This is a genomic window from Proteus sp. G2626 (genome assembly GCF_009915985.1).
GTDB lineage: Bacteria > Pseudomonadota > Gammaproteobacteria > Enterobacterales > Enterobacteriaceae > Proteus > Proteus vulgaris.
Window position 1 is genome coordinate 219,971 of sequence record NZ_JAABNH010000025.1, and the last position, 22,174, is coordinate 242,144.

General features: G+C 37.4%; 21 protein-coding genes and 1 pseudogene. 14 read left to right on the forward strand and 8 right to left on the reverse strand.

Annotation, left to right across the window (positions count from 1 at the left end; genetic code table 11):
• Positions 1 to 82 precede the first annotated feature (82 nt).
• The 4 genes and pseudogenes from gorA to GWJ05_RS18585 all read left to right on the forward strand — a co-directional run bounded on the left by gorA (position 83) and on the right by GWJ05_RS18585 (position 4,409).
• A complete protein-coding gene (gene gorA, locus GWJ05_RS10825; RefSeq protein WP_036933883.1) occupies positions 83 to 1,438 on the forward strand; it encodes a glutathione-disulfide reductase in 1,356 nt (451 codons plus the stop codon).
• A gap of 611 nt (positions 1,439 to 2,049) precedes the next feature.
• Entirely contained in the window at positions 2,050 to 3,471 is a 1,422-nt protein-coding gene (locus GWJ05_RS10830; protein ID WP_036933886.1) for an NAD(P)/FAD-dependent oxidoreductase, read from the forward strand.
• Between the two features lie 45 nt (positions 3,472 to 3,516).
• Positions 3,517 to 4,011, forward strand: a complete 495-nt coding sequence (locus tag GWJ05_RS10835) for a RidA family protein (protein ID WP_036933888.1) — start codon at positions 3,517 to 3,519, stop codon at positions 4,009 to 4,011.
• A 145-nt stretch (positions 4,012 to 4,156) separates the two neighbouring features.
• Positions 4,157 to 4,409 (forward strand): annotated as a pseudogene (locus GWJ05_RS18585) (type II toxin-antitoxin system RelE/ParE family toxin).
• Positions 4,410 to 4,695: 286 nt separating this feature from the next.
• Here GWJ05_RS18585 and GWJ05_RS10840 read toward each other — a convergent pair.
• Positions 4,696 to 5,676 carry a LacI family DNA-binding transcriptional regulator gene (locus GWJ05_RS10840; RefSeq protein WP_087803689.1) on the reverse strand — a complete coding sequence of 327 codons (981 nt, stop codon included), beginning with the start codon at positions 5,674 to 5,676 and terminating at the stop codon, positions 4,696 to 4,698.
• A gap of 186 nt (positions 5,677 to 5,862) precedes the next feature.
• On the opposite strand from GWJ05_RS10840, the gene GWJ05_RS10845 reads away from it, so the two are divergent.
• Positions 5,863 to 7,551, forward strand: a complete 1,689-nt coding sequence (locus GWJ05_RS10845) for an alpha-glucosidase (RefSeq protein WP_224215403.1) — start codon at positions 5,863 to 5,865, stop codon at positions 7,549 to 7,551.
• A 58-nt stretch (positions 7,552 to 7,609) separates the two neighbouring features.
• Here GWJ05_RS10845 and mobB read toward each other — a convergent pair whose 3' ends face one another.
• Complete coding sequence (mobB, locus tag GWJ05_RS10850; RefSeq protein ID WP_036933892.1) at positions 7,610 to 8,128, reverse strand: molybdopterin-guanine dinucleotide biosynthesis protein MobB; 519 nt, start codon at positions 8,126 to 8,128, stop codon at positions 7,610 to 7,612.
• An 11-nt stretch (positions 8,129 to 8,139) separates the two neighbouring features.
• Positions 8,140 to 8,724 (reverse strand): molybdenum cofactor guanylyltransferase MobA, encoded by a 585-nt coding sequence (gene mobA / locus GWJ05_RS10855; RefSeq protein ID WP_036933894.1) that lies wholly within the window; start codon positions 8,722 to 8,724, stop codon positions 8,140 to 8,142.
• A 220-nt stretch (positions 8,725 to 8,944) separates the two neighbouring features.
• On the opposite strand from mobA, the gene GWJ05_RS10860 reads away from it, so the two are divergent.
• The 4 genes from GWJ05_RS10860 (at position 8,945) to polA (ending at position 14,308) form a co-directional block, all read left to right on the forward strand.
• On the forward strand, positions 8,945 to 9,214 hold the full coding sequence (locus GWJ05_RS10860) for a YihD family protein (RefSeq protein WP_023583277.1): 270 nt from the start codon (positions 8,945 to 8,947) through the stop codon (positions 9,212 to 9,214).
• Positions 9,215 to 9,228: 14 nt separating this feature from the next.
• The gene (locus tag GWJ05_RS10865; RefSeq protein WP_036933898.1) at positions 9,229 to 10,224 is read left to right on the forward strand and encodes a serine/threonine protein kinase; all 996 of its coding nucleotides are present in this window, start codon (positions 9,229 to 9,231) and stop codon (positions 10,222 to 10,224) included.
• Between the two features lie 20 nt (positions 10,225 to 10,244).
• A complete protein-coding gene (dsbA, locus tag GWJ05_RS10870; RefSeq protein WP_036933899.1) occupies positions 10,245 to 10,868 on the forward strand; it encodes a thiol:disulfide interchange protein DsbA in 624 nt (207 codons plus the stop codon).
• 641 nt (positions 10,869 to 11,509) lie between these two features.
• On the forward strand, positions 11,510 to 14,308 hold the full coding sequence (gene polA, locus GWJ05_RS10875; protein ID WP_087803753.1) for a DNA polymerase I: 2,799 nt from the start codon (positions 11,510 to 11,512) through the stop codon (positions 14,306 to 14,308).
• Positions 14,309 to 14,361: 53 nt separating this feature from the next.
• On the opposite strand, the gene GWJ05_RS10880 is transcribed toward polA, so the two are convergent.
• Together GWJ05_RS10880 and def are read right to left on the reverse strand one after the other, a co-directional pair.
• On the reverse strand, positions 14,362 to 14,820 hold the full coding sequence (locus GWJ05_RS10880) for a hypothetical protein (protein WP_036933902.1): 459 nt from the start codon (positions 14,818 to 14,820) through the stop codon (positions 14,362 to 14,364).
• Between the two features lie 169 nt (positions 14,821 to 14,989).
• Positions 14,990 to 15,508 carry a peptide deformylase gene (def, locus tag GWJ05_RS10885; protein ID WP_036933906.1) on the reverse strand — a complete coding sequence of 173 codons (519 nt, stop codon included), beginning with the start codon at positions 15,506 to 15,508 and terminating at the stop codon, positions 14,990 to 14,992.
• A 286-nt stretch (positions 15,509 to 15,794) separates the two neighbouring features.
• Between def and GWJ05_RS18805 the strand changes: the two genes are divergently transcribed.
• Positions 15,795 to 15,842, forward strand: a complete 48-nt coding sequence (locus GWJ05_RS18805; RefSeq protein WP_438361642.1) for a hypothetical protein — start codon at positions 15,795 to 15,797, stop codon at positions 15,840 to 15,842.
• A 148-nt stretch (positions 15,843 to 15,990) separates the two neighbouring features.
• Here GWJ05_RS18805 and yihA read toward each other — a convergent pair whose 3' ends face one another.
• Positions 15,991 to 16,623, reverse strand: coding sequence for a ribosome biogenesis GTP-binding protein YihA/YsxC (gene yihA / locus GWJ05_RS10890; protein WP_103005153.1), 633 nt, complete (start codon positions 16,621 to 16,623; stop codon positions 15,991 to 15,993).
• A gap of 270 nt (positions 16,624 to 16,893) precedes the next feature.
• Here yihA and ppiA point away from each other — a divergent pair, with 270 nt between their 5' ends.
• The 3 genes from ppiA (at position 16,894) to argD (ending at position 19,748) form a co-directional block, all read left to right on the forward strand.
• Positions 16,894 to 17,463, forward strand: a complete 570-nt coding sequence (ppiA, locus tag GWJ05_RS10895; protein ID WP_036933911.1) for a peptidylprolyl isomerase A — start codon at positions 16,894 to 16,896, stop codon at positions 17,461 to 17,463.
• Between the two features lie 374 nt (positions 17,464 to 17,837).
• A complete protein-coding gene (locus GWJ05_RS10900) occupies positions 17,838 to 18,413 on the forward strand; it encodes an aminodeoxychorismate synthase component II (RefSeq protein ID WP_036933913.1) in 576 nt (191 codons plus the stop codon).
• Between the two features lie 117 nt (positions 18,414 to 18,530).
• On the forward strand, positions 18,531 to 19,748 hold the full coding sequence (gene argD / locus GWJ05_RS10905; protein ID WP_036933915.1) for a bifunctional acetylornithine/succinyldiaminopimelate transaminase: 1,218 nt from the start codon (positions 18,531 to 18,533) through the stop codon (positions 19,746 to 19,748).
• A 96-nt stretch (positions 19,749 to 19,844) separates the two neighbouring features.
• Here the strand turns inward: argD and crp are convergent, their stop codons facing one another.
• Positions 19,845 to 20,477 carry a cAMP-activated global transcriptional regulator CRP gene (gene crp, locus GWJ05_RS10910; RefSeq protein ID WP_004246872.1) on the reverse strand — a complete coding sequence of 211 codons (633 nt, stop codon included), beginning with the start codon at positions 20,475 to 20,477 and terminating at the stop codon, positions 19,845 to 19,847.
• A 312-nt stretch (positions 20,478 to 20,789) separates the two neighbouring features.
• Between crp and GWJ05_RS10915 the strand changes: the two genes are divergently transcribed.
• Positions 20,790 to 21,197, forward strand: a complete 408-nt coding sequence (locus tag GWJ05_RS10915; RefSeq protein WP_036933917.1) for an OsmC family protein — start codon at positions 20,790 to 20,792, stop codon at positions 21,195 to 21,197.
• Positions 21,198 to 21,285: 88 nt separating this feature from the next.
• Here GWJ05_RS10915 and GWJ05_RS10920 read toward each other — a convergent pair whose 3' ends face one another.
• Entirely contained in the window at positions 21,286 to 22,155 is an 870-nt protein-coding gene (locus tag GWJ05_RS10920) for a phosphoribulokinase (RefSeq protein ID WP_036933919.1), read from the reverse strand.
• Positions 22,156 to 22,174 lie beyond the last annotated feature (19 nt).

Genomic DNA, 22,174 nt, shown 5'->3' on the forward strand with positions numbered 1-22,174 from the left:
AATTTAGTCATAATAGACTTTATGACGTGAAAGATTTAGCCTGTGAGTTACCTATTTTTCTACAGATAAATGGATCAGAGAAATGACGAGCAAACATTACGATTATATCGCCATTGGTGGCGGTAGTGGCGGTATTGCATCAATTAATAGAGCAGCAATGTATGGTCAGAAATGCGCATTAATTGAAGCGAAAGCATTAGGTGGCACTTGTGTTAACGTGGGTTGTGTACCTAAAAAAGTGATGTGGCATGCAGCACAAATTGCCGAAGCTATTCATCAATATGGCCCAGATTATGGTTTTGAAACGACGGTTAACCGTTTTGATTGGGATACCCTTATCAGCAGCCGTTCTGCTTATATTGACCGTATTCACCAATCTTATGACCGTGTCTTAGGTAATAATAAAGTTGATGTTATCCAAGGTTTTGCTCGTTTTGTTGATGCTCATACCATCGAAGTCAATGGTGAAAAAATCACGGCTGATAATATTCTGATTGCAACAGGAGGACGTCCTGTTCAGCCTGCTATTCCAGGTGCTGAATATGGTATTAATTCAGATGGCTTCTTTGAATTAAAGACGTTACCAAAACGCGTTGCAGTTGTTGGTGCGGGGTATATTGCCGTAGAACTGGCAGGTGTGCTAAATGCCTTAGGGAGCGAAACGCATCTATTTGTACGTAAACATGCTCCACTGCGTAATTTCGACCCATTAATCGTTGAAACATTATTAGAAGTAATGGAGAGTGAAGGGCCTAAGCTACATACACAGGCTATTCCTAAAGCGGTTATCAAAAATGCAGATGGCAGTTTAACGCTACAATTGGAAAATGGTACAGAACAAACTGTCGATACTTTAATTTGGGCAATTGGCCGTGAGCCTGCAACGGATAACCTCAATCTGGCAGCAACGGGTGTTGAATTAGACGAAAAAGGCTATATCAAAGTTGATAAATTCCAAAATACCAATATTAAAGGAATTTATGCGGTAGGCGATAACACCGGTGCGGTTGAATTAACCCCGGTTGCGGTTGCTGCAGGCCGTCGCCTATCAGAGCGTTTATTTAACAATAAACCGAATGAGCACCTAGATTATTCGAATATTCCTACGGTTGTCTTTAGCCATCCTGCGATTGGCACTGTTGGTTTAACTGAGCCTCAAGCGGTTGAGCAATACGGTGCTGATCAGGTCAAAGTCTACAAATCTTCATTTACTGCAATGTATAGCGCAGTGACACGTCATCGTCAGCCTTGTCGTATGAAACTTGTTTGTGTGGGGGCCGATGAAAAAATTGTTGGTATTCACGGTATTGGTTTTGGTATGGATGAAATGCTACAAGGTTTTGCGGTTGCACTGAAAATGGGTGCAACGAAAAAAGACTTTGATGATACGGTGGCCATTCATCCAACAGCTGCGGAAGAATTTGTTACGATGAGATAAGCCGTTAATACAGCTTACTTTTATTATTACATGAAAAGCTAGAGTTAACCCTCTGGCTTTTTTTATTGAAAAATTTGCACCTATCCTCGTTTCGTTTCCAACTCAAACACACTCTTTTCTATTTATTTTCAAAAAGCATATTCGTCTGTGTACTGACCAATAAACCAGTTATTAAGTAAAATTACTTACTTTGTGAAAAAGAAGGTCATTACATAGACAATATCAATTTTTTATTTTGTGTAATTGTGCGGTGTGTTTTGCTGGTTTTGTAAACAATTATTTACAAGACGACATGCGGATTTGTATCAAAATGTTAATAAAATAAACAATTATATTTTTCATCTGTAATCATATTATTTATTATAATATCCTTATTTATCATTAAGTAATATCAATTATATCAAAAAATAACTATCTCTAAGTGGCCGTTTTTTATGAAAAAAAACGATTAAAGTAACCATATTGTATTCATGGATATTATTGCTGAAGTAAATGATTAACAAATAATTATATTTATTAACAATATAATGAACTATGGTAATATTCAGTTTTAAAGCAATAAATGAATAACATTATAAATATAAATGGTAAATCCATTACTGAGGTAGAAGATGAAAATTTCAAGGAGAAAGCTGCTTTTAGGTGTTGGTGCTGCGGGTGTTTTAGCCGGTGGTGCCGCATTAGTTCCAATGGTTCGCCGTGATGGTAAATTCGTTGAAGCTAAATCTAGAGCATCGTTTGTCGAAGGTACAGAGGGTGCTCTGCCTAAAGAGTCTGATGCCGTGATTATTGGTGGCGGTATTCAAGGTATCATGACGGCTATCAACCTTGCAGAACGTGGTATGAGTGTTACCATTTTAGAAAAAGGCGAGATTGCGGGTGAGCAATCAGGCCGTGCATACAGCCAAATTATTAGTTATCAAACATCACCAGAAATTTTCCCATTACACCATTACGGGAAAATCTTATGGCGTGGAATGAACGAGAAAATTGGTGCTGATACCAGTTATCGTACACAAGGTCGTGTAGAAGCACTTGCTGATGAAAAAGCGTTTGATAAAGCACAAGCGTGGATCAAAACAGCAAAAGAATCTGCAGGATTTGACACACCATTGAATACTCGCATTATTAAAGGTGACGAGTTATCAAACCGCCTTGTTGGAGCCCAAACACCATGGACTGTTGCTGCTTTTGAAGAAGATTCAGGCTCTGTTGATCCAGAAACAGGCACACCAGCATTAGCGCGTTATGCTAAACAAATCGGCGTAAAAATCTATACCAACTGTGCAGTAAGAGGCATCGAAACAGCAGGTGGTAAAATTTCTGATGTTGTAACAGAAAAAGGTGCAATTAAAACATCTCACGTTGTGCTTGCTGGTGGTATTTGGTCACGTTTATTTATGGGTAACATGGGCATTGATATTCCAACGCTGAATGTTTACTTATCACAACAACGTGTATCAGGTGTGCCGGGCGCCCCTCGTGGTAACGTACATTTACCAAACGGAATTCACTTCCGTGAGCAAGCTGATGGTACTTATGCTGTCGCGCCACGTATTTTCACAAGTTCTATTGTGAAAGATAGCTTCTTGTTAGGGCCGAAGTTCATGCACCTATTAGGGGGTGGTGAATTGCCATTAGAATTCTCTATCGGTGAAGACTTATTTAATTCATTCAAGATGGCAACATCTTGGAAATTAGATGAAAAAACACCGTTCGAACAATATCGCATTGCAACGGCAACACAAAATACTGAGCACTTAGATGCGGTATTCCAAAGAATGAAAGCTGAGTTCCCAGTCTTTGAAAAATCACAAGTTGTTGAACGTTGGGGTGCAGTCGTTAGTCCAACATTTGACGAATTACCTATTATTTCTGAAGTCAAAGAGTACCCGGGTCTGGTTATTAATACCGCAACCGTATGGGGGATGACCGAAGGCCCTGCAGCAGGTGAATTAACTGCTGATATCGTTACAGGTAAGAAACCTGTTATTGATCCAACACCATTTAGTATGGATCGCTTTAAGAAGTAAATAACCCCTTGTTTTACTGTCAATTAAACATGTTAAGGAGTTTTCATGCGCTATAAAAGTTTACTTGTTGCCCTACCTTTTATTTTTGGTGTAGCAAGCGCGAACGCGGAGGGTGTTGTGCACCATAAATTAAACGGTATGCCTATTTCTGAATCTGTTGAAGTGAGCGCAGCTAATAACCTCGTATTTTTAAGTGGTAAAGTACCCGCTAAGAAGTCAGCAGATGCACCAGAAGGCGTATTAGCGTCTTATGGTAACACTGAAGAACAAACTATCAGTGTATTAGAACAAATCAAAACTCACTTAAATGAGCTTGGTTTAGAGATGAAAGACGTTGTGAAAATGCAAGTCTTCTTAGTGGGCGGTGAAGAAACTAAGGGCGAGATGGATTTTAAAGGATTTATGGACGGTTATTCTAAGTATTTTGATGCGTCGAAAACTGATCAATTGCCAGCTCGTTCGACTTTCCAAATCGCTAAACTGGCCAATCCAGCATGGCGTGTAGAAATTGAAGTTATCGCAGTTCGTCCTGCAAAATAAGAACGATAGCTTTAACTCAATGTTGAAGTAAAATATCATTCAATAAAACGCCAAAGAAGGGTAACTTTCTTTGGCGTTTTTTTATTGTATTTATAGATTAAAAGTTACATTTCATTTATAGCCTTTAAGCTATAAGAGTGTTGTGATGTGGAATATTGAGGCAACGTATATTTTCGATCCTTGGTTTGATACACAAAATCAGTCATTAAAAAATGACATGTAAGCAAATATGAAAGAGTTAAGAGTACAACATGCCGGAAAGCCAATAAGGGCATTTTTGCTTTCGATCCAACATGTAAAGCAATCGTGTTATGTGCTGGTGATAAAATAGGTATGAATGAAAAGAATTTCACAAATATATGATTAATCTTGCTGATACATTACTTCGCTTGCATTAATGGAAAACAAGATACTGAAAATTAAAAGGAAATGTTGAAAAACAGTCTGTGTTAAGACAAAACGTATTACTGGAGCAATTGTATGAGGCATTACATATTTATCAAACTGAGTTAGCTTATTTGATTGGGGGTAAAAGTCTACATTAGCCAAAATTAGACAACCAGATAATGTTCTTCGTCTTTCAACATGAAAGCGTTATACCTCTATATTCGGTGGTGAATTAAGTATTGATGTTATACAGACAATAGGAAAACGCGTGTTATTTCATTTTTAAACTCACGAACTTTAACTGCTTTCACCTTGAATAAATTTCACAGGGATCACAAAGACATTATCTGTTATTTCCTTATTTTCAATTAATGCACTAATCACTTCTACACTTTTTTCAGCTAATTGTTCAAAGGGTTGCTCAATACAGGTGAGTTGACGCAATGTTTGGTTTAACCAAGGGCTTCCATCATAAGCGACAATTTTTAGTTGTTCTGGAATGGCGATATTTCGTCTTGTTGCCTCGTTAAACAAGGCCATTGCTGGAATATCAGCAGCAAAAATAGCATCAATATTTGGATGCTGTGTCAGTATTTTTGTCGCAAAAGTATGGAAGTAATCTTTCTCTTCTTCTTTCCAATTTACTTTACAGGAAATTGGGGTAATACCTGCTTGAATAAGTGTTTCCTTAAAGGCTAAACAGCTTTGATAAGAGGGGGTTGAAGATAAATAACTTGAATTATCTTCGATATAGAGAATTTTTTGGCAACCTTTTTGAATAAGATGATCAGCCGCTAATTGCCCTCCTGTATGGTGATCAGAACAAACTAATGGAATATCACGAAGATGGCGGTCAAGTGTTACCACAGGCTTTTGAATATGATGATATTCTCTGTCATTCAATAGCAGATACTCTGCAATAATACCGTCAATCTGGCCACGTTTGAGCATATCAAAAAAGATACGTTCACGTACTTTGCTATTTTGTGTTGCACATAACATCATGCTATAGCCGTTCTCGGCGAGTTTATTTTCGATAAAACGGGTCACTGTCGCAAAATAAGGATACTCAAGGCTATTAATAATGACGCCAACAACAGCACTCTTTTGTTGATATAAATTTCTAAGCCAAGTATCTGGAATATAATCTAATTCTTCTACCGCTTTTTTTATTTTCTCTCGTGCAGATTGAGAAACATAGCCACTGTTATTTAGTGCTCTTGAAACAGTGCTTGCGGCGACGTTGGCTTTTTTTGCGACATCACGGATCCCGGCCATTGAATATGCTGTTGCTCCTTTCAATTAGTTGATTAACTAATATATCTTAATCTGATTAAGACAAACCCCTCTTTAATGAGGTAATTGTGTTTTTTTAGTATGAGCTATTTCACATTTTAGTATGTTAATTACCTTATCCACTATTTTAGTGCCTATAGTATCTTATATGAAACATGGAACAGTTCCATGTTTATTGATCGTCTCGGTGAGGTGAAAATGTCTAATACTTGGTGGAAAGAAGCGGTGGTCTATCAAATTTATCCCAAAAGTTATTACGATAGTCATGGTGATGGTATTGGAGATTTAGCGGGGATCACGGAAAAATTAGATTATATTCAATCGCTAGGTACAAATGTTATTTGGTTATGTCCTATCTTTAAATCGCCGATGAAAGACAATGGTTATGATATTGCTGATTATTCTGTTGTTGATCCTATTTTTGGTGACAATAAGGCGTTAGATAAACTAATCAGTGAAGCTAAAAAACGAGATATTAAAATTTTATTAGATTTAGTATTAAATCACTCTTCCGATGAACATCCTTGGTTTAAAGCGGCACTCGACGATCCTAATAGTCCCTATGCGGGTTATTATATTTTTAAACAGTGGGATAAACCGACGCCACCTAATAATTTACGTACTTATTTTGATTGCTCTGTGTGGAGTCGTGTAGGCAATACGGATCGATGGTACTTTAATTCGTTTGGTCCAGAGCAGCCAGATTTAAATTGGGAAAATCCACAATTACGTAAAGATATTATCGATATGATAAATGTCTGGATCAAAAAAGGGGTTGCTGGATTTCGTATTGATGCCATTGGCAATTTAAAAAAATCCCCTGAAGCATTATCTGAATATCAATTTGAACCCGATAAAGACGATGGTTCAGCGTCTTTAGTACCTTGGGTTTTAAATCAACCCGGCATTGATAAGTTTTTAACTGAGTTAACAGAAAATACTTTTAGACCTGCAAATAGCATGACTGTAGCTGAAATCGATGTGCCAGAAAAAGATTTACGTGCTTATGTGGGAGAGAATGGTTATTTTTCTATGGTATTTGATTTTAGTATTGCGGATTTAGATATTCGCAATGAAAAGCCATTTACAATTAACCCAATTACAGGTGAAAGATTAAAACCGGTCTTTATTAAAAGCCAATTAGATACTCAGCGAGTGGGTTGGGGAGCACCTTATTTAGAAAATCACGATCAACCTCGTTCATTAAATAAATTTCTCCCTAAAGGTGCGATTAATCCTATTAGTGCCAAAATGTTAGCAACATTTTTATTAACGCAAAGAGGCACACCTTTTATTTATCAAGGGCAAGAAATTGGCATGACAAATTGCCCGATGACATTGGAAGAGCATGACGATTTACATGTGTTTAAATTACATGAGTGGGGCAAAAAATTAGGTTATAGCGATAAGCAAATGATTGAATATTTTAATGAACGTAGCCGTGATAATTCAAGAACGCCTTTTCAATGGAATGGCAAAATCAATGGCGGTTTTAGTACTGGCAAACCATGGTTAAAAGTTAATCCTAATTATACGCAGATTAATGCAAAGCAACAGATGGAAGATAAGCACTCTCTTTTTGCTTATTACCAGCAATTAATTGCTTTAAGACGACATTCCGATATTAGTGACATTTTAATTTATGGTGGGTTTTTTCCATTAGATTCACCAGAAAATGTGATTGCTTTTAAGCGTACTTATGAAGGTAATTCAGTCAATATTTACTGTAATTTTAGTGGTGAGAAAAAAACGTTAACACTTAAAGTAAAACAGACTTACCTGCATAATAGCCCAATTGTCGAAGATGCAAAAGGAAACCTTATTCTTCAACCTTATCAGGCGATTATTTTTGCTTAATTCCCTCTATTTTATTGAAAATGAAGCGCCTTTATAGGGCGCTTTATTATTTGTGATTTTATTTCGTTCTCTTCAGCCAATCTACAATAAATTCTGCGATTGCCTCGGGTGCGTTGATATCTAGTAATGGAAAATCTACGCTTAAATCACAATCACTGGCAACGGCAATAACGTGCTCATCAAGTAAATCATTAAAGTTACGTTCATTGATATGGCGATAAAGTGCAATTTTAGGAATAGTTTCTCCTTTAAAGCCTTCGACTAAGATCAAATCTAATTGCCGAGTATCAAAGCGAGAAGCAAGGTAATACAAATCTAATTCTGATTGTTCAGGTGTTTCGGTCATTAAGGCCCAGCGTTGTTGGCTTGCCACTAATGTTTGGTCAGCTCCAGCTTTTCTAAGCTCATAGCTGTCTTTGCCAGGTTTATCTACATCCATATTATGGTGGGTGTGTTTGATCATCCCCACACGGATCCCTCTTTTGCGTAGTTGTGGGATCAGTTGTTTTAGTAACGTTGTTTTTCCGGTTCCGCTCCATGCGGTGATCCCTAAAAGAGGGAGATCAATCTGTGCCATATTATTAACTCCTATTTTTGTAATTTGTTGGCTTTTTCAATATCGTCAAGGGTATTTAAGTTAATAAAAGCACTGGCTTGATCAGCAAATAAAACGGGGTGTGCATTTATCTGCTTCATAAACAGCATTAATTTTCGATCACCTTGTGCTAAATAGGCTTCTAGCATAGGTATAATGCTACGATGCAATAGCGCTAATGTAGGATGTTCTCTTTCGCCATCATCAACATAAACAGCTAAAGACGCTCCTTTTTGTTCATAGAGAGTCTCTACCAAATTGAGTGGAAAATAAGGCACATCACAAGGTACAAAGGCAACCCAAGGCGTTGATGCTTGTTTTAATAGTGTCAGCATACCAGCCAAAGGACCCGAAAATCCCTCTATTTCATCAGTAATAACAGGATATGGGCTCTGGCGATATTGTTCTAAATTTCGATTCGCACTAATCAATAGACTATTGACTTGAGGTGCTAGTTTTTGGGCAATATGGAGGTATAACGGTTGTCCATGTAGAATTTGTAGCCCTTTATCTGCGCCACCCATTCGAGTTGCTTGGCCTCCAGCGAGTATGCCACCTGTAATATTCTTCTTTTTCATATTCAATATTTGTGAATAAATTGGCTAAAATTTACGAACGATTTTTATCAGGGAAAGACGATATACTAATAAAAAGTCTCGACTCAGTGAGATTTCATGTAAAGCAACAGCAATTTTTATCAAAAAAGCGTAATCTTTACGCATATTGACAGAGGTTTCCTTTTTCTATCAGATAATAATTGGTACTTTGTTGTTGTCATTAATAATAAGGATTTTTTGTATGAAATGTCACCGTCTTAATGAAGTTATGGAATTACTGCACCCAGTTTGGGAAGAGAATTCTGATTTAAACTTAATTCAATTATTGCAGAAACTGGCTGATGAAGCGGGTTTTAAAGGTCAATTATCTGATCTGACTGATGATATTTTGATTTACCATCTGAAAATGCGTGGCTCAGCACCGACAGATGTTATCCCAGGACTAAAAAAAGATTATGAAGAAGATTTTAAAACCGCTATTTTACGTGCCCGCGGTGTGATTAAAGATTAAATTCAGGATAGAAAATGGAAATGTCTGCCTCATTTAATTTTCAGGGACTTTCACCTGATAACATTTGGGATGCACTAGTTAAAATCGGTTTTTATCCTGAATCAGGGTTAACGGAATTAAATAGTTATGAAAATCGTGTTTTTCAATTTATAGATGAACATAGACAGCGTTATGTGGTGAAGTTCTATCGCCCTAAGCGTTGGTCATATGAACAAATAAAAGAAGAACATGAATTTGTTTTAGCATTAAAGGAGGCTCAAGTATCCGTTGCCGCTCCTTTAATCATTCATAATGAGACAGTTCATCTTTCTGATGATGGTTTTTATTTTGCACTATTTCCTAGTATTGGTGGAAGGGCATATGAAACGGATAACTTATTTCAACTAGAAGAAGTCGGACGCACATTAGGGCGCATTCATCAAATAGGCAGAAAAAAGAGTTATCAGTATCGTCCCACTCTTTCTATTAAAGAATATCTAATAGCCCCAAAATTAGAGTTTGAAAATAGTGAATTAATTCCGAATAGCCTCAAACCTCAGTTTATTAAGGTAATTGATAAACTTATTCATGAAGTGAATCCTCGAATAGAAGATTCTGCATGGCAAATATTACGACTGCATGGAGATTGCCATCCCGGTAATATATTGTGGCGTGATGAAGTTGTGATGGTTGATTTTGATGATTCCCGAATGGGGGTAGCAATACAAGACTTCTGGATGTTATTAAATGGTTCAAAGCAAGAGCAAATTATACAATTAGATACAATCCTTGAGTCTTATTATGAATATCAAGATTTTGATTTACGAGAATTGTCATTAATTGAACCGCTAAGAGCGATGAGAATGGTACATTATCTCGCGTGGGTATTAAAACGCTGGAATGATCCTGCTTTTCCAAGAGCTTTTATTTGGTTTCAAGAACAAGATTTTTGGTTTAAACAATTAGCCTTATTCAAGGGACAAGTGGAGCAATTAAATGAGCCTCCTTTACAACTTAGTCCAATGTATTAATTCTTAGGAGACGATGAAAAATGAAAAAGATTTGGTTGGCGTTAGCAAGCATGGTGTTAGCATTCAGCGTGTCTGCTGCAGATATTTCTGAAGGAAAACAATATACTAATCTTTCCAAACCTGTCACTGCAGCGCCTGACGTTGTGGAGTTTTTCTCTTTTTATTGCCCACATTGTTACCAGTTCTCTGAAGTCTATAAAGTCAATAGTACTGTTGAAAAGAATGCGCCAGAAAATACCAATATTGTCCGCTATCATGTTGACTTTTTAGGGCCTTTAGGTAAAGACTTAACACGTTCTTGGGCTGTAGCCATGGCATTAGGCGTTGAAGATCAAGTTTCTCCTGCTCTGTTTAAAGGCATTCAAGAAACTCAGTCTATTCGTTCTGTTGATGATATCCGTAATACTTTTATTAATGCAGGCGTTAAAGGTGAAGACTATGACGCGGCAATGAATAGCTTTGTTGTGAATTCTTTAGTGAGCCAACAACAAAATGCTGTTGCTGATTTCCAAATTAATGGTGTACCAGCTATGATCATTGGTGGTAAATACAAGATGAAGAATGATGGTATCAGCGCTAAATCACCAGAAGAATATGCGAAAACATATTCAGATATTGTGAATCAATTATTGCTGAAAAAATAATATAGACTAAATTCTTTCTTGTCTGGATTAAGTAAAAGTATATAGTTTTTATATGAAAAATGGCACTCACTAAATAGGAGTGCTATTTTTTTTGCTTTCATAAATTTGTCATAATATAACTATCCACATTAATAAAAAAAGTATTTATTAAATTATAATATCTTAACAAATTCGCTAAGTGATTGATTTTTTAATTATGTTAATAAATTGAAAAGAAAGGTAACTTATTAATATAGAGAGAATAAAAAAACTACTCACAGAGTTATCCACAGGTTATTATGGTGTTTGCTGAATAGTTGAAATTTTAATAAAAAAAAGGTGACACTAATATGAATATTAATATTTATGATGAATTAATGACACTATCCTAAACCATTTTTAAACAAACTCATAAATTTGATTTTTAGCTTTTATTTTTAATGAGGATTAGATTAACAGATGTCCTGTCTGATTAAAAAGTACGTTAACTCATATTAACGTAATCATTAATGCTTTTTCTTTTCTACTAAGTTCGGTTAGTAATAAATAATGGAGTCTTTAAACCAAATTTCCACATTTAAGAACAGGTAATATTCGTCTATTGGGCTGTGATGTGGCATTCTAGTCATATCAACGAACCTCAGAACAATGATGAACAGATTATGGTCCAGATAGCAGAAAACCCCTTTATCCTTGTAGATGGCTCCTCATATCTTTACCGCGCCTATCATGCATTTCCACCGCTAACCAATAGCCAAGGTGAGCCAACCGGTGCGATGTATGGTGTGTTGAACATGTTACGTAGCCTGATTATACAGTATAAACCAAGCCATGTTGCGGTTGTGTTTGACGCTAAAGGTAAAACATTCCGTGATGAGTTGTATGAGGAATATAAATCTAATCGTCCACCAATGCCGGATGATTTACGTGAACAAATAGCGCCTTTACATGAAATGGTGCAAGCAATGGGTTTACCTTTATTATCTATTTCAGGTGTGGAAGCGGATGACGTTATTGGAACACTGGCATTAAAAGCAGCCGCTGATGGGCGTGATGTCCTAATAAGCACTGGTGATAAAGATATGGCGCAGTTAGTGACACCAAAGATCACGCTGATTAACACCATGACTAACGTTATTTTAGGCCCCGATGAAGTGAAAGAAAAATATGGTGTGCCTCCTGAACTGATTATTGATTTTCTCGCATTAATGGGTGATTCATCAGATAACATCCCTGGTGTACCCGGTGTGGGTGAGAAAACGGCATTGGGCCTTTTACAAGGTTTGGGTAGTTTAGACGAAATTTATCAACAGCTTGATAATATCGCAACATTGAGTTTTCGTGGAGCTAAAACTCTTGGTGCTAAAATGGCTGAGCATGAGAAAGTGGCAAAGCTTTCTTATAAATTGGCAACCATTAAGACGGATGTTGAACTTGATAAAACGTTTGATGATTTAGTCGTTAATGAGCCAAATCTAGATCAATTATTAGAGATGTTTACACGTTACGAATTTAAACGTTGGATAAGTGATCTCCAAAATGGTGGCTGGTTAGCACAACGCAGTACACAAAAAGTGGCTGTGCCTTATACCTCAGAAGCGACTCAATCTAAAGAAGTCCCTGCATCAGCAAATTTTCCTGTCATCACACAAGAGAATTATGAAGCAATTGTAACTCCTGAAAGCTTAGCGCGTTGGGTTGAGCTTCTTAAAAAAGCCCCTGTATTTGCATTCGATACAGAAACTGACAGCTTAAATAATATTGATGCGCGTTTAATTGGGATGTCGTTTGCGATTGAACCCGGTAAAGCAGCTTATATCCCACTACGTCATGAGTATTTAGATGCACCAGACCAACTTCCTGTGGATGATGTTCTCGCGGTATTAAAACCCATTTTAGAAGATAAAAATATCTTGAAAATTGGACAGAATCTGAAGTTTGACCGCGGTATTATGGAAAATGAAGGCGTTGAATTAAATGGTATTCATTTTGATACGATGTTGGAATCTTACGTATTAAATAGTGTCAGTAATCGACATGATATGGATACGCTAGCAGACAAGCATTTAAACCATAAAACCACAACATTCGAAGAGATCGCGGGTAAAGGTAAAGGCCAGCTGACTTTCAACCAAATTGAGGTGGAACAAGCGACGTTATATGCGGCGGAAGATGCCGATATCACTTTATTACTCCATCAAGCGCTATATCCTCAAATAGAAGCCATTGAGCCTCTTAAACATGTTTACTGTGATATTGAGATACCATTAGTGCCTGTTCTTTCTAGAATGGAACGCAAAGGGGTATTAATTGATGCTCAAGTTTTAGCCACTCAATCTCAAGAAATCACGCAACGTCTAGCGGAAATTGAAAAGGAGACGTTTGCATTAGCTGGGCAAGAATTTAATCTTTCTTCACCTAAACAATTACAAGAAATCCTGTTTGATAAACTGCAATTACCTGTTATCAAGAAAACCCCGAAAGGGGCACCATCAACTAATGAAGAAGTATTAGAAGAGTTGGCGCATAGTCATGAATTACCGCGCTTGATTTTAGAACATCGCGGGCTTGCGAAACTCAAATCTACGTATACTGATAAATTGCCATTGATGGTGAATAGTAAAACGAAGCGTGTACACACTTCTTATCATCAAGCTGTAACAGCAACCGGTCGTTTATCATCACGTGATCCTAATCTTCAAAATATTCCAGTAAGAAATGAAGAAGGACGCCGTATTCGCCAAGCATTTATTGCGCGAGAAGGATTTAAAATTGTTGCAGCCGACTATTCACAGATTGAATTGCGGATCATGGCGCATTTATCGCAAGATAAAGGTTTGTTAGATGCTTTTGCTCAAGGTAAAGATATCCACCGTGCAACGGCGTCTGAAGTTTTTGGTATTCCTTTAGATGAGGTGACCTCGGAACAACGTCGTAGCGCGAAAGCAATCAACTTTGGATTAATTTACGGTATGAGTGCGTTCGGCTTGTCTCAACAAATTGGTGTTGAAAGAAGGGAAGCGCAACGTTATATGGATCTCTATTTTGAGCGTTATCCAGGTGTATTAGATTATATGGAGCGCACACGTAAACAAGCCTCTGAGCAAGGTTATGTTGAAACGTTAGATGGGCGCCGTCTCTACTTGCCAGAAATCAATTCAAAGAATGCTATCCGCCGTAAAGCTTCAGAGCGTGAGGCGATCAATGCGCCAATGCAAGGTACCGCTGCTGATATCATCAAAAAAGCGATGATTACAGTAGATAGCTGGATTTGTAATGAATGTCCTGATGATGTTCATATGATCATGCAAGTACACGATGAATTGGTGTTTGAAGTACGAGAGTCTTATTTAGAGAAAGCAAATGCCATGATCCACCAACTGATGGAAGGTAGTATGGAATTAGCTATTCCACTAAAAGTTGAAGTAGGGGTAGGTAATAACTGGGATGAAGCACATTAATTTTTAAATACTATGTTTCAATAGACAGGGCACAAAATTATGCCCTGTCTTGTTTATGCTTTCGTATCAGGAGCAAGCTCTGACTCTTCAAATTCAAGAAAATCTTCGTGCAAACCTTGGATTAGCCTGTCTGTTGTTGTGCCTTTGTCATTAAGCTCCATCAAAGACCAACCTACGTTGTCATTAACATCATAAAGATAGCCTTCATCAAGCATATTAATCACCTTGCTTATCATTGATTTACCATAGAAATGGAGCAGTTCTTTAAGCGCTTTCTCATCAAATTGAGATGCTACCTTTTGATATACTTCGGTGGCTTCATCAGAGTAAATATCCATTTCATTGATATTTCCTTCAACGTCACGATAGATTTTGGTGAGTCCTTTTAACACAAGGAAACGTGCAAATTGTGGAATATTTTCTTGTAATTCACTATTTGCCCATGATTTAGGGTTAGTTGCACCGGCTGTTTTGAGTTGTTCACATAAATCCATAAATCGACTGTTTTCCATTTTTACCTCAATTGATGTACTAATACGTTTTACATTTATTGTATAAGAGATGGCGAGAAAAACAGCGGGAATTTATTAGTATTAAGATAGGAAAAAGAAAAGCTCAGTGCTTTACCGAGCTTTTTTATGTCAAAACTTATCACAATATGAAAAAGAGATAAGTGAATAATTAAGCAACTTGTGAATCGATTAGTTTGCTTAATTTCTTTTGTTTTTTCTCAATGCGTTGACGTTTTAATGGAGACAAATGGTCAATAAAGAGTTTGCCATCAAGATGATCTAGTTCATGTTGAATACAGCCTGCAAACAGATCAGAGGCTTCAAATTCAATTTCATTACCCTTTTTATCTAATGCTTTTACCTTTAAGAAGCGGTAACGCTCTGTGGGGGCAAAAGAATCAGGAATAGATAGACATCCATCCATCATATCCATCACTTCATCTCCGGTGCTGACAATTTCAGGATTGATTAGGGCAATCGGTTGATCTCTATTGTCAGAAACATCAATAACAACAATGCGTTTAGATACATTAACCTGAGGTGCCGCTAAGCCAATACCTCGTTCTGCGTACATGGTTTCAATCATGTCATCGATTAATGTGCGTATTTCGTCATCTACTTTTTCCACTGGTACTGCGACTCTGCGCAGACGCTCATCAGGAAAACGCAGGAGCGTTAATACAGCCATGGATACCTCATTTTATCGCTAATTACATATGTACTACGGTCTCGCGGTAAGCGTATCACAAAATCATCAACGATAAACCGCACCTTTTGTGTGATTTGTTCTATTTTTAATCATATTCACATGGGTGATTAAAGTCTCATAATTATGTAATTAAACTACATTTATTTATGATTTGAATACATAAACACATGGCTGAATCGTGTCTGCATGTGAAAAAAAATTACAAAAGGGCTTTTATTAACCAATAAAATAGAGTACATTATCTCTCGTAGGGTACAGAGGTAAGATGTTCTATCTTTCAGACCTTTTACTTCACGTAATCGGATTTAGCTGAATATTAGCTGCCCCAGTCGACTTTATTTCGACTGGGGCATTTTTTTATCTAAAATTTACTGAAGTGATTTGTGCTAGAAGTGAAAGGGGAAAGGTGATTTTCCCCTCATTAATAAAAGATCAGTCAGTGTTGGTGGGCAAAGACGGTATTAAGCGTTATCGTCGTTTACAGGCGCTTTTTCTGTGCCTGAAAACCATTCATTAAGTGTGTTACGCAGTTTATCAATACCTATTTTTTTCAATGACGAAAAATATTCAATACGAATATCACCGACTTTATTCGCTAATGCTACACGTACACTCATTAATTGTTGTTTACGGGCACCAGATGCCAGTTTATCTGCTTTAGTCAGTAAAACGAGTGTCGGGAGTTCAGATTCAACAGCCCAGTCGATCATTTGCATATCGAGATCTTTTAATGGATGACGAATATCCATTAAAATAACAACACCTTTTAAGCACTCTCTTTTTTGTAAGTATTCACCTAAAGAACGTTGCCATTTACGCTTCATTTCTTCAGGAACTTGGGCATAACCATAGCCTGGTAAATCGACTAAGCGTAAACCTTCTTCAATTTGAAAGAGGTTGATTAATTGAGTACGGCCTGGGGTTTTACTGGTTCTTGCTAATCCATTTTGTTGGGTTAATGCATTTAAAGCACTGGATTTACCGGCATTAGAGCGACCCGCAAAGGCAATTTCAATCCCTGTATCTGGCGGTAAATGACGGATATCAGGAGCACTGATGATGAAATGTGCTTTTTGGTAATTAAATTGGGCCATTATGGTATAAACCTCTCTGAAATAATGCGGCTTCTCATGCATACTCATTTCAATTCTGCATGAGAATGAATATCTAAAATATTTATTCGCTCTATTTTGGCGCAATTTAATGACTTATAACAGCGTTTAAAAATTAAAATTTACTCTGTTATGACGTAATAAGACTTATTGAGCGTAAATAAAGGTAAATGATTGGCACTATTTACCTCAGCGAATTAGAATCGCTGCATATTAAGTAAGTTGTAGACTATTAAAGTAAAGGATCCCTGCATGTTAAAACGTTTTCTTGTCACCTTCGTTACCGCTTGCACTTTAACAACAGCGACTTTTGCAATGGCAACGGGAGAAACCTTCGTTAAATTAGTCACCTCTGAAGGCAATATTGAATTAGCACTGGATAATAAAAAAGCCCCAATAACAACGAAAAACTTTATTCAGTATGTCGAAGATGGATACTATAACGGCACAACTTTTCATCGTGTTATCCCAGGTTTTATGGTTCAAGGTGGTGGCTTCACAGCTGATTTACAACAAAAGCAAACTAGAGCGCCCATTAAAAATGAAGCTGATAATGGGTTACGAAATGTAAAAGGCTCTATTGCTATGGCACGCACATCAGATAAAGACAGTGCAACCAGCCAATTTTTCATTAATGTAGCTGATAATGCCTTTTTAGATCACGGTCAACGTGATTTTGGTTATGCCGTATTTGGTAAAGTGGTAAAGGGTATGGACGTGGTGGATAAAATTTCACAAGCTCAAACTCGTAATATTGGCCCTTACCAAAATGTACCAGTAAAAACAGTCACTATTTTATCTGCTGAAGTTGTAAAAGAATAAGCGCATTATTAGGATAGAATATTTACGTATTCTAATAAGATAAAATGCATATAAACCGGGATGAGCTTGTTCATTCCGGGATTTTTAGTATGAAAAAAATATTTTTTATTACCTCTTTTTTCGTGTGATCTACTGTAATAAGTATTAACTACGTTATTAATCACTCTATTTATTGTCGATTACCACCCTTTTTGTTATTGCGCAATAAATCAGCAGGTTTTCTTGCTTACTATTCATATTTTATACCTGTGCTATGATAATCGGCTTTGTTGTACCCAAGTCGGTTAAACAACGAGCTATTTTGGCAAAGACATACTCGCTTTAAAATAGTAATAAAATAAATAATGATAAGAAAATCAGTCGGATAGGCTAATATGCTGTTACTTATTGATAATTACGACTCGTTTACCTACAACCTCTATCAATATTTCTGTGAATTGGGTGCTGAGGTTGTTGTTAAGCGTAACGATGAGATTGGACTTAAAGAGATAGAAAAGATGATGCCAGCACATCTTGTTATCTCACCAGGGCCTTGTACTCCTGATGAAGCCGGGATCTCTCTTGAGGCTATACAGCGGTTTGCCGGTGAAATCCCTATTCTTGGCGTTTGTCTTGGACATCAAGCAATAGGGCAAGCTTTTGGTGCATCTGTTATCAGAGCACGAGAAGTTATGCATGGTAAAAATTCATTGATACACCATAACCAACAAGGGGTTTTTAAAGGACTTAATCGTCCTTTAAGTGTAACGCGCTATCACTCTTTAGTGATAGATGCTACGACGTTACCAGTGCCTTTTGAAGTAACGGCATGGAGCCAACATGATGGCAATGTTGATGAAATTATGGGTATTCGTCATCGTACACTTCCAATTGAAGGGGTTCAGTTTCACCCAGAAAGTATTTTAAGTGAACAAGGCCATGAGTTATTAAATAATTTTCTTAAATATTAATAAGATAGTATTTAAATAACAAAATAACGCCTTTTTATACAAAACCACATTTGATTTTTTATTCATATTTAGTGATTATATTTTCATATTAAAGACGAATAACGATCAGGTGGGGTAATGACAAAACAAAGTATCAACCGGGCAACTTACGATCAAGTAATGTTGCCAATTTATTCACCCGCAGAATTTATTCCTGTTAAAGGGGTGGGAAGTCGAGTTTGGGATCAGCAAGGAAAATCTTATATTGATTTTGCTGGTGGTATTGCCGTGTTGGCATTAGGACATGCTCATCCTGCTCTCAATCAAGCATTGAAAGAACAAAGTGAAAAACTTTGGCATGTGAGTAATATTTTCACGAATGAGCCTGCACTGCGTTTAGCACAAAAGCTCATTGATAACACATTTGCAGAACGTGTCTTTTTTGCTAATTCTGGCGCCGAAGCAAATGAGGCCGCATTTAAACTCGCTCGCCATTATGCAATCACCCGCCATCATCCTTATAAAACCAAAATTATTGCCTTTCACCATGCCTTCCATGGTCGAACCTTGTTTACAGTATCGGTTGGAGGACAACCTAAATACGCCGATGGTTTTGGCCCAAAACCTGCTGATATCGTACATATTCCTTTTAATGATTTAGATGCAGTGAAAGCCGTTATTGATGATCATACTTGTGCCGTTGTGTTAGAGCCAGTACAAGGTGAAGGTGGTGTAACAGCAGCAACCCCTGAATTTATGAGAGGGCTACGTGAGCTGTGCGATAAACATCAAGCATTACTTGTCCTTGATGAAGTACAAACAGGTATGGGGCGTACAGGTAAGCTTTTTGCTTATATGCATTATGATGTGACACCAGACATTATTACCACGGCAAAGGCACTCGGAAGTGGTTTTCCGCTCAGTGCGATGTTAACGACACAAGAGATAGCGTCAGTAATGGGGGTAGGAACTCATGGTACAACTTATGGGGGGAATCCATTAGCGTGTGCAGTGGGCAATGTCGCTTTTGATTTAATCAATACACCTGAGGTACTTAAGGGAGTAGAAAAGCGCTATCAGTGGATTGTAGACGAGCTCACAGCAATAAATCAAACCTACAACGTCTTTTCGCAAATCCGTGGGCAAGGATTATTGATTGGCGCACAACTCGCACCACAATATGAAGGCAAAGCAAAAATATTATTAGGGCTGGCTGCAAAGCAGGGATTAATGATGTTAAATGCAGGCGCTGATGTTATGCGTTTTACACCCTCATTAATTATTACCCAAGAAGAATTACAAGAGGGGATGGTCGCATTAAAAGCCGCCATTGCCGCGTTTGTAGAAGGGGTATAGTTATTAAAAAACCCCATCAGCAAGGATGGGGTTCATACCGTTCTTTTTATCAATAGCTCTTTTGTATAGAGCTATTGTTTGTTCGGGTGGGGAAAATTAGCGAGTTCCGTAAACGACGATAGTTTTACCGTGTGCTGAGATCAGGTTTTGATCTTCTAGCATTTTAAGAATACGGCCTACAGTTTCGCGTGAACAACCCACGATTTGACCAATTTCCTGACGTGTAATTTTAATTTGCATGCCATCAGGGTGTGTCATCGCATCAGGTTGTTTTGCTAAGTTTAATAAGGTTTGTGCAATACGGCCTGTTACATCAAGGAAAGCAAGGTTACCTACTTTTTCTGATGTGGTTTGTAATCTGTTCGCCATTTGAGCTGATAGGCGCATCAGAATGTCAGGGTTAACCTGAATTAATTGGCGGAATTTTTTATAGGAAATTTCTGCTACTTCACAGGCTGTTTTTGCTCTAACCCATGCACTACGTTCTTGATCTTCTTCAAATAATCCGAGTTCACCGATGAAATCCCCCTGATTTAGGTAGGAGAGGATCATTTCTTTTCCTTCTTCATCTTTAATAAGAACAGCCACGGAACCTTTAACAATATAATAAAGTGTTTCCGCTTTCTCACCTTGGTGGATCAGCGTGCTCTTGGATGGATATTTGTGAATATGGCAGTGTGACAAAAACCATTCAAGAGTCGGGTCTGTTTGCGGCTTGCCGAGAACCATTCGCGTTATCCTCTGTACGTTAAATGCAGCCTTTCAAAACGGATAGGCTCCCTTTTGAGACAGCGTGCTTAAAAATCCTATCTTGACCTATTAACTTCCTGAGAACACGGTAAGTTAATATGGAGTAGATTATAATAAATGAGAAAATAATGCATTGATCTTAACCACTATCATCAAGCAGATATTGTTTTTAACACAATTAGTGCATTAAGTCTCGTTTTACGCAGTCAGCATAATAAACCTATTTGCTAATTGCTAGTTGAATTATGAGAATGTACTCTTTTAGTTTCTGTCATGTTTAGGGGAAAATAAATGGAAGCACGCGTTAAGTGGGTTGAAGATTTATCTTTTGTTGGGGAATCTTCATCGGGTCATCAAATTATGATGGATGGAAACTCTGGTGATAAAGCACCAAGCCCAATGGAAATGGTCTTAATTGCTGCGGGTGGATGTAGTGCTATTGATGTCGTCAGTATTTTACGTAAAGGTCGTCATCAAGTGACTGATTGTGAAGTGAAATTAACTTCAGAGCGTCGAGAAGAAGCCCCTCGTTTATTCACTGATATCAATTTGCATTTTATCGTTTCAGGTAAAGAACTCACAGATAAAATTGTTGAACGAGCGGTTCAATTATCTGCAGAAAAATATTGTTCTGTTTCTTTAATGTTAGGAAAAGCAGCTAATATTACACATTCATTTGAAATAAAAGATGCTGAATAAATTTGATATTTTAAAATAAAGTTTAATTTAGAAATAATATCCCTTAATTAAGGGGATATTATTTTTATAGAAATAGATTTTATTTTGGTTAACTGATTTTTTCGCCATTTAATAATTTTTTGACTAATGGCGCCATAATTAATTCCATTGCTAATCCTAATTTCCCACCAGGCACGACAATCGTATTGATTGTTGACATAAATGAGCCATGCAACATCGCGAGTAAATAAGGAAAATCAATATCGGTTAAGCCTCGAAAACGAATAACAATAAAACTTTCATCGAGTGTTGGGATAGCTTTAGCTGAAAATGGGTTTGATGTATCGACAGTAGGCACTCGTTGGAAGTTGATGTGGGTACGCGAAAATTGTGGAATGATGTAGTTAATATAATCATCCATTGAGCGAACAACAGAATCTCGAACCGCTTCTTGTGAGTGTCCTCGTTCAGTAGTATCTCGGATAAGCTTTTGTATCCATTCAAGGTTCACAATAGGGACAACACCAACCAGTAAATCAACATGTTGTGCAACATTATGTTCGTTGGTGACAACACCTCCGTGTAACCCTTCATAAAAGAGAACATCGGTATTATCGGGTAATGGTTCCCAAGGAGTAAATGTTCCTGGTAATTGGTTGTAGGGGGTCGCTTCATCATAAGAGTGTAAATATTTACGTGATTGACCTTGTCCTGTTTCGCTATAGTGGCTGAATGTGGAACTCAGTAGGCTAAAATCATTTGCTTCAGGGCCAAAATAGCTAATATGTCGACCCTGCTCTTTGGCTTTTCTTATCGCCATATCCATTTCAGGGCGAGTATAACGATGAAAACTGTCTCCATCAATTAATGCGGCATTTGCACTAAGTTGTTGGAATATTTTACGAAAAGCTTGGCTTGTTGTGGTGGTTCCTGCACCACTTGAGCCCGTAACGGCGATGATAGGATGTTTGACTGACATAGGTTATCCTTTTGCAAAA

Coding starts and splice junctions, on each gene's coding strand:
- gorA (WP_036933883.1), top strand. CDS start 83: ATGACGAGCAAACATTACGATTATATCGCCATTGGTGGCGGTAGTGGC.
- GWJ05_RS10830 (WP_036933886.1), top strand. CDS start 2,050: ATGAAAATTTCAAGGAGAAAGCTGCTTTTAGGTGTTGGTGCTGCGGGT.
- GWJ05_RS10835 (WP_036933888.1), top strand. CDS start 3,517: ATGCGCTATAAAAGTTTACTTGTTGCCCTACCTTTTATTTTTGGTGTA.
- GWJ05_RS10840 (WP_087803689.1), bottom strand. CDS start 5,676: ATGGCCGGGATCCGTGATGTCGCAAAAAAAGCCAACGTCGCCGCAAGC.
- GWJ05_RS10845 (WP_224215403.1), top strand. CDS start 5,863: ATGTTTATTGATCGTCTCGGTGAGGTGAAAATGTCTAATACTTGGTGG.
- mobB (WP_036933892.1), bottom strand. CDS start 8,128: ATGGCACAGATTGATCTCCCTCTTTTAGGGATCACCGCATGGAGCGGA.
- mobA (WP_036933894.1), bottom strand. CDS start 8,724: ATGAAAAAGAAGAATATTACAGGTGGCATACTCGCTGGAGGCCAAGCA.
- GWJ05_RS10860 (WP_023583277.1), top strand. CDS start 8,945: ATGAAATGTCACCGTCTTAATGAAGTTATGGAATTACTGCACCCAGTT.
- GWJ05_RS10865 (WP_036933898.1), top strand. CDS start 9,229: ATGGAAATGTCTGCCTCATTTAATTTTCAGGGACTTTCACCTGATAAC.
- dsbA (WP_036933899.1), top strand. CDS start 10,245: ATGAAAAAGATTTGGTTGGCGTTAGCAAGCATGGTGTTAGCATTCAGC.
- polA (WP_087803753.1), top strand. CDS start 11,510: ATGGTCCAGATAGCAGAAAACCCCTTTATCCTTGTAGATGGCTCCTCA.
- GWJ05_RS10880 (WP_036933902.1), bottom strand. CDS start 14,820: ATGGAAAACAGTCGATTTATGGATTTATGTGAACAACTCAAAACAGCC.
- def (WP_036933906.1), bottom strand. CDS start 15,508: ATGGCTGTATTAACGCTCCTGCGTTTTCCTGATGAGCGTCTGCGCAGA.
- yihA (WP_103005153.1), bottom strand. CDS start 16,623: ATGGCCCAATTTAATTACCAAAAAGCACATTTCATCATCAGTGCTCCT.
- ppiA (WP_036933911.1), top strand. CDS start 16,894: ATGTTAAAACGTTTTCTTGTCACCTTCGTTACCGCTTGCACTTTAACA.
- GWJ05_RS10900 (WP_036933913.1), top strand. CDS start 17,838: ATGCTGTTACTTATTGATAATTACGACTCGTTTACCTACAACCTCTAT.
- argD (WP_036933915.1), top strand. CDS start 18,531: ATGACAAAACAAAGTATCAACCGGGCAACTTACGATCAAGTAATGTTG.
- crp (WP_004246872.1), bottom strand. CDS start 20,477: ATGGTTCTCGGCAAGCCGCAAACAGACCCGACTCTTGAATGGTTTTTG.
- GWJ05_RS10915 (WP_036933917.1), top strand. CDS start 20,790: ATGGAAGCACGCGTTAAGTGGGTTGAAGATTTATCTTTTGTTGGGGAA.
- GWJ05_RS10920 (WP_036933919.1), bottom strand. CDS start 22,155: ATGTCAGTCAAACATCCTATCATCGCCGTTACGGGCTCAAGTGGTGCA.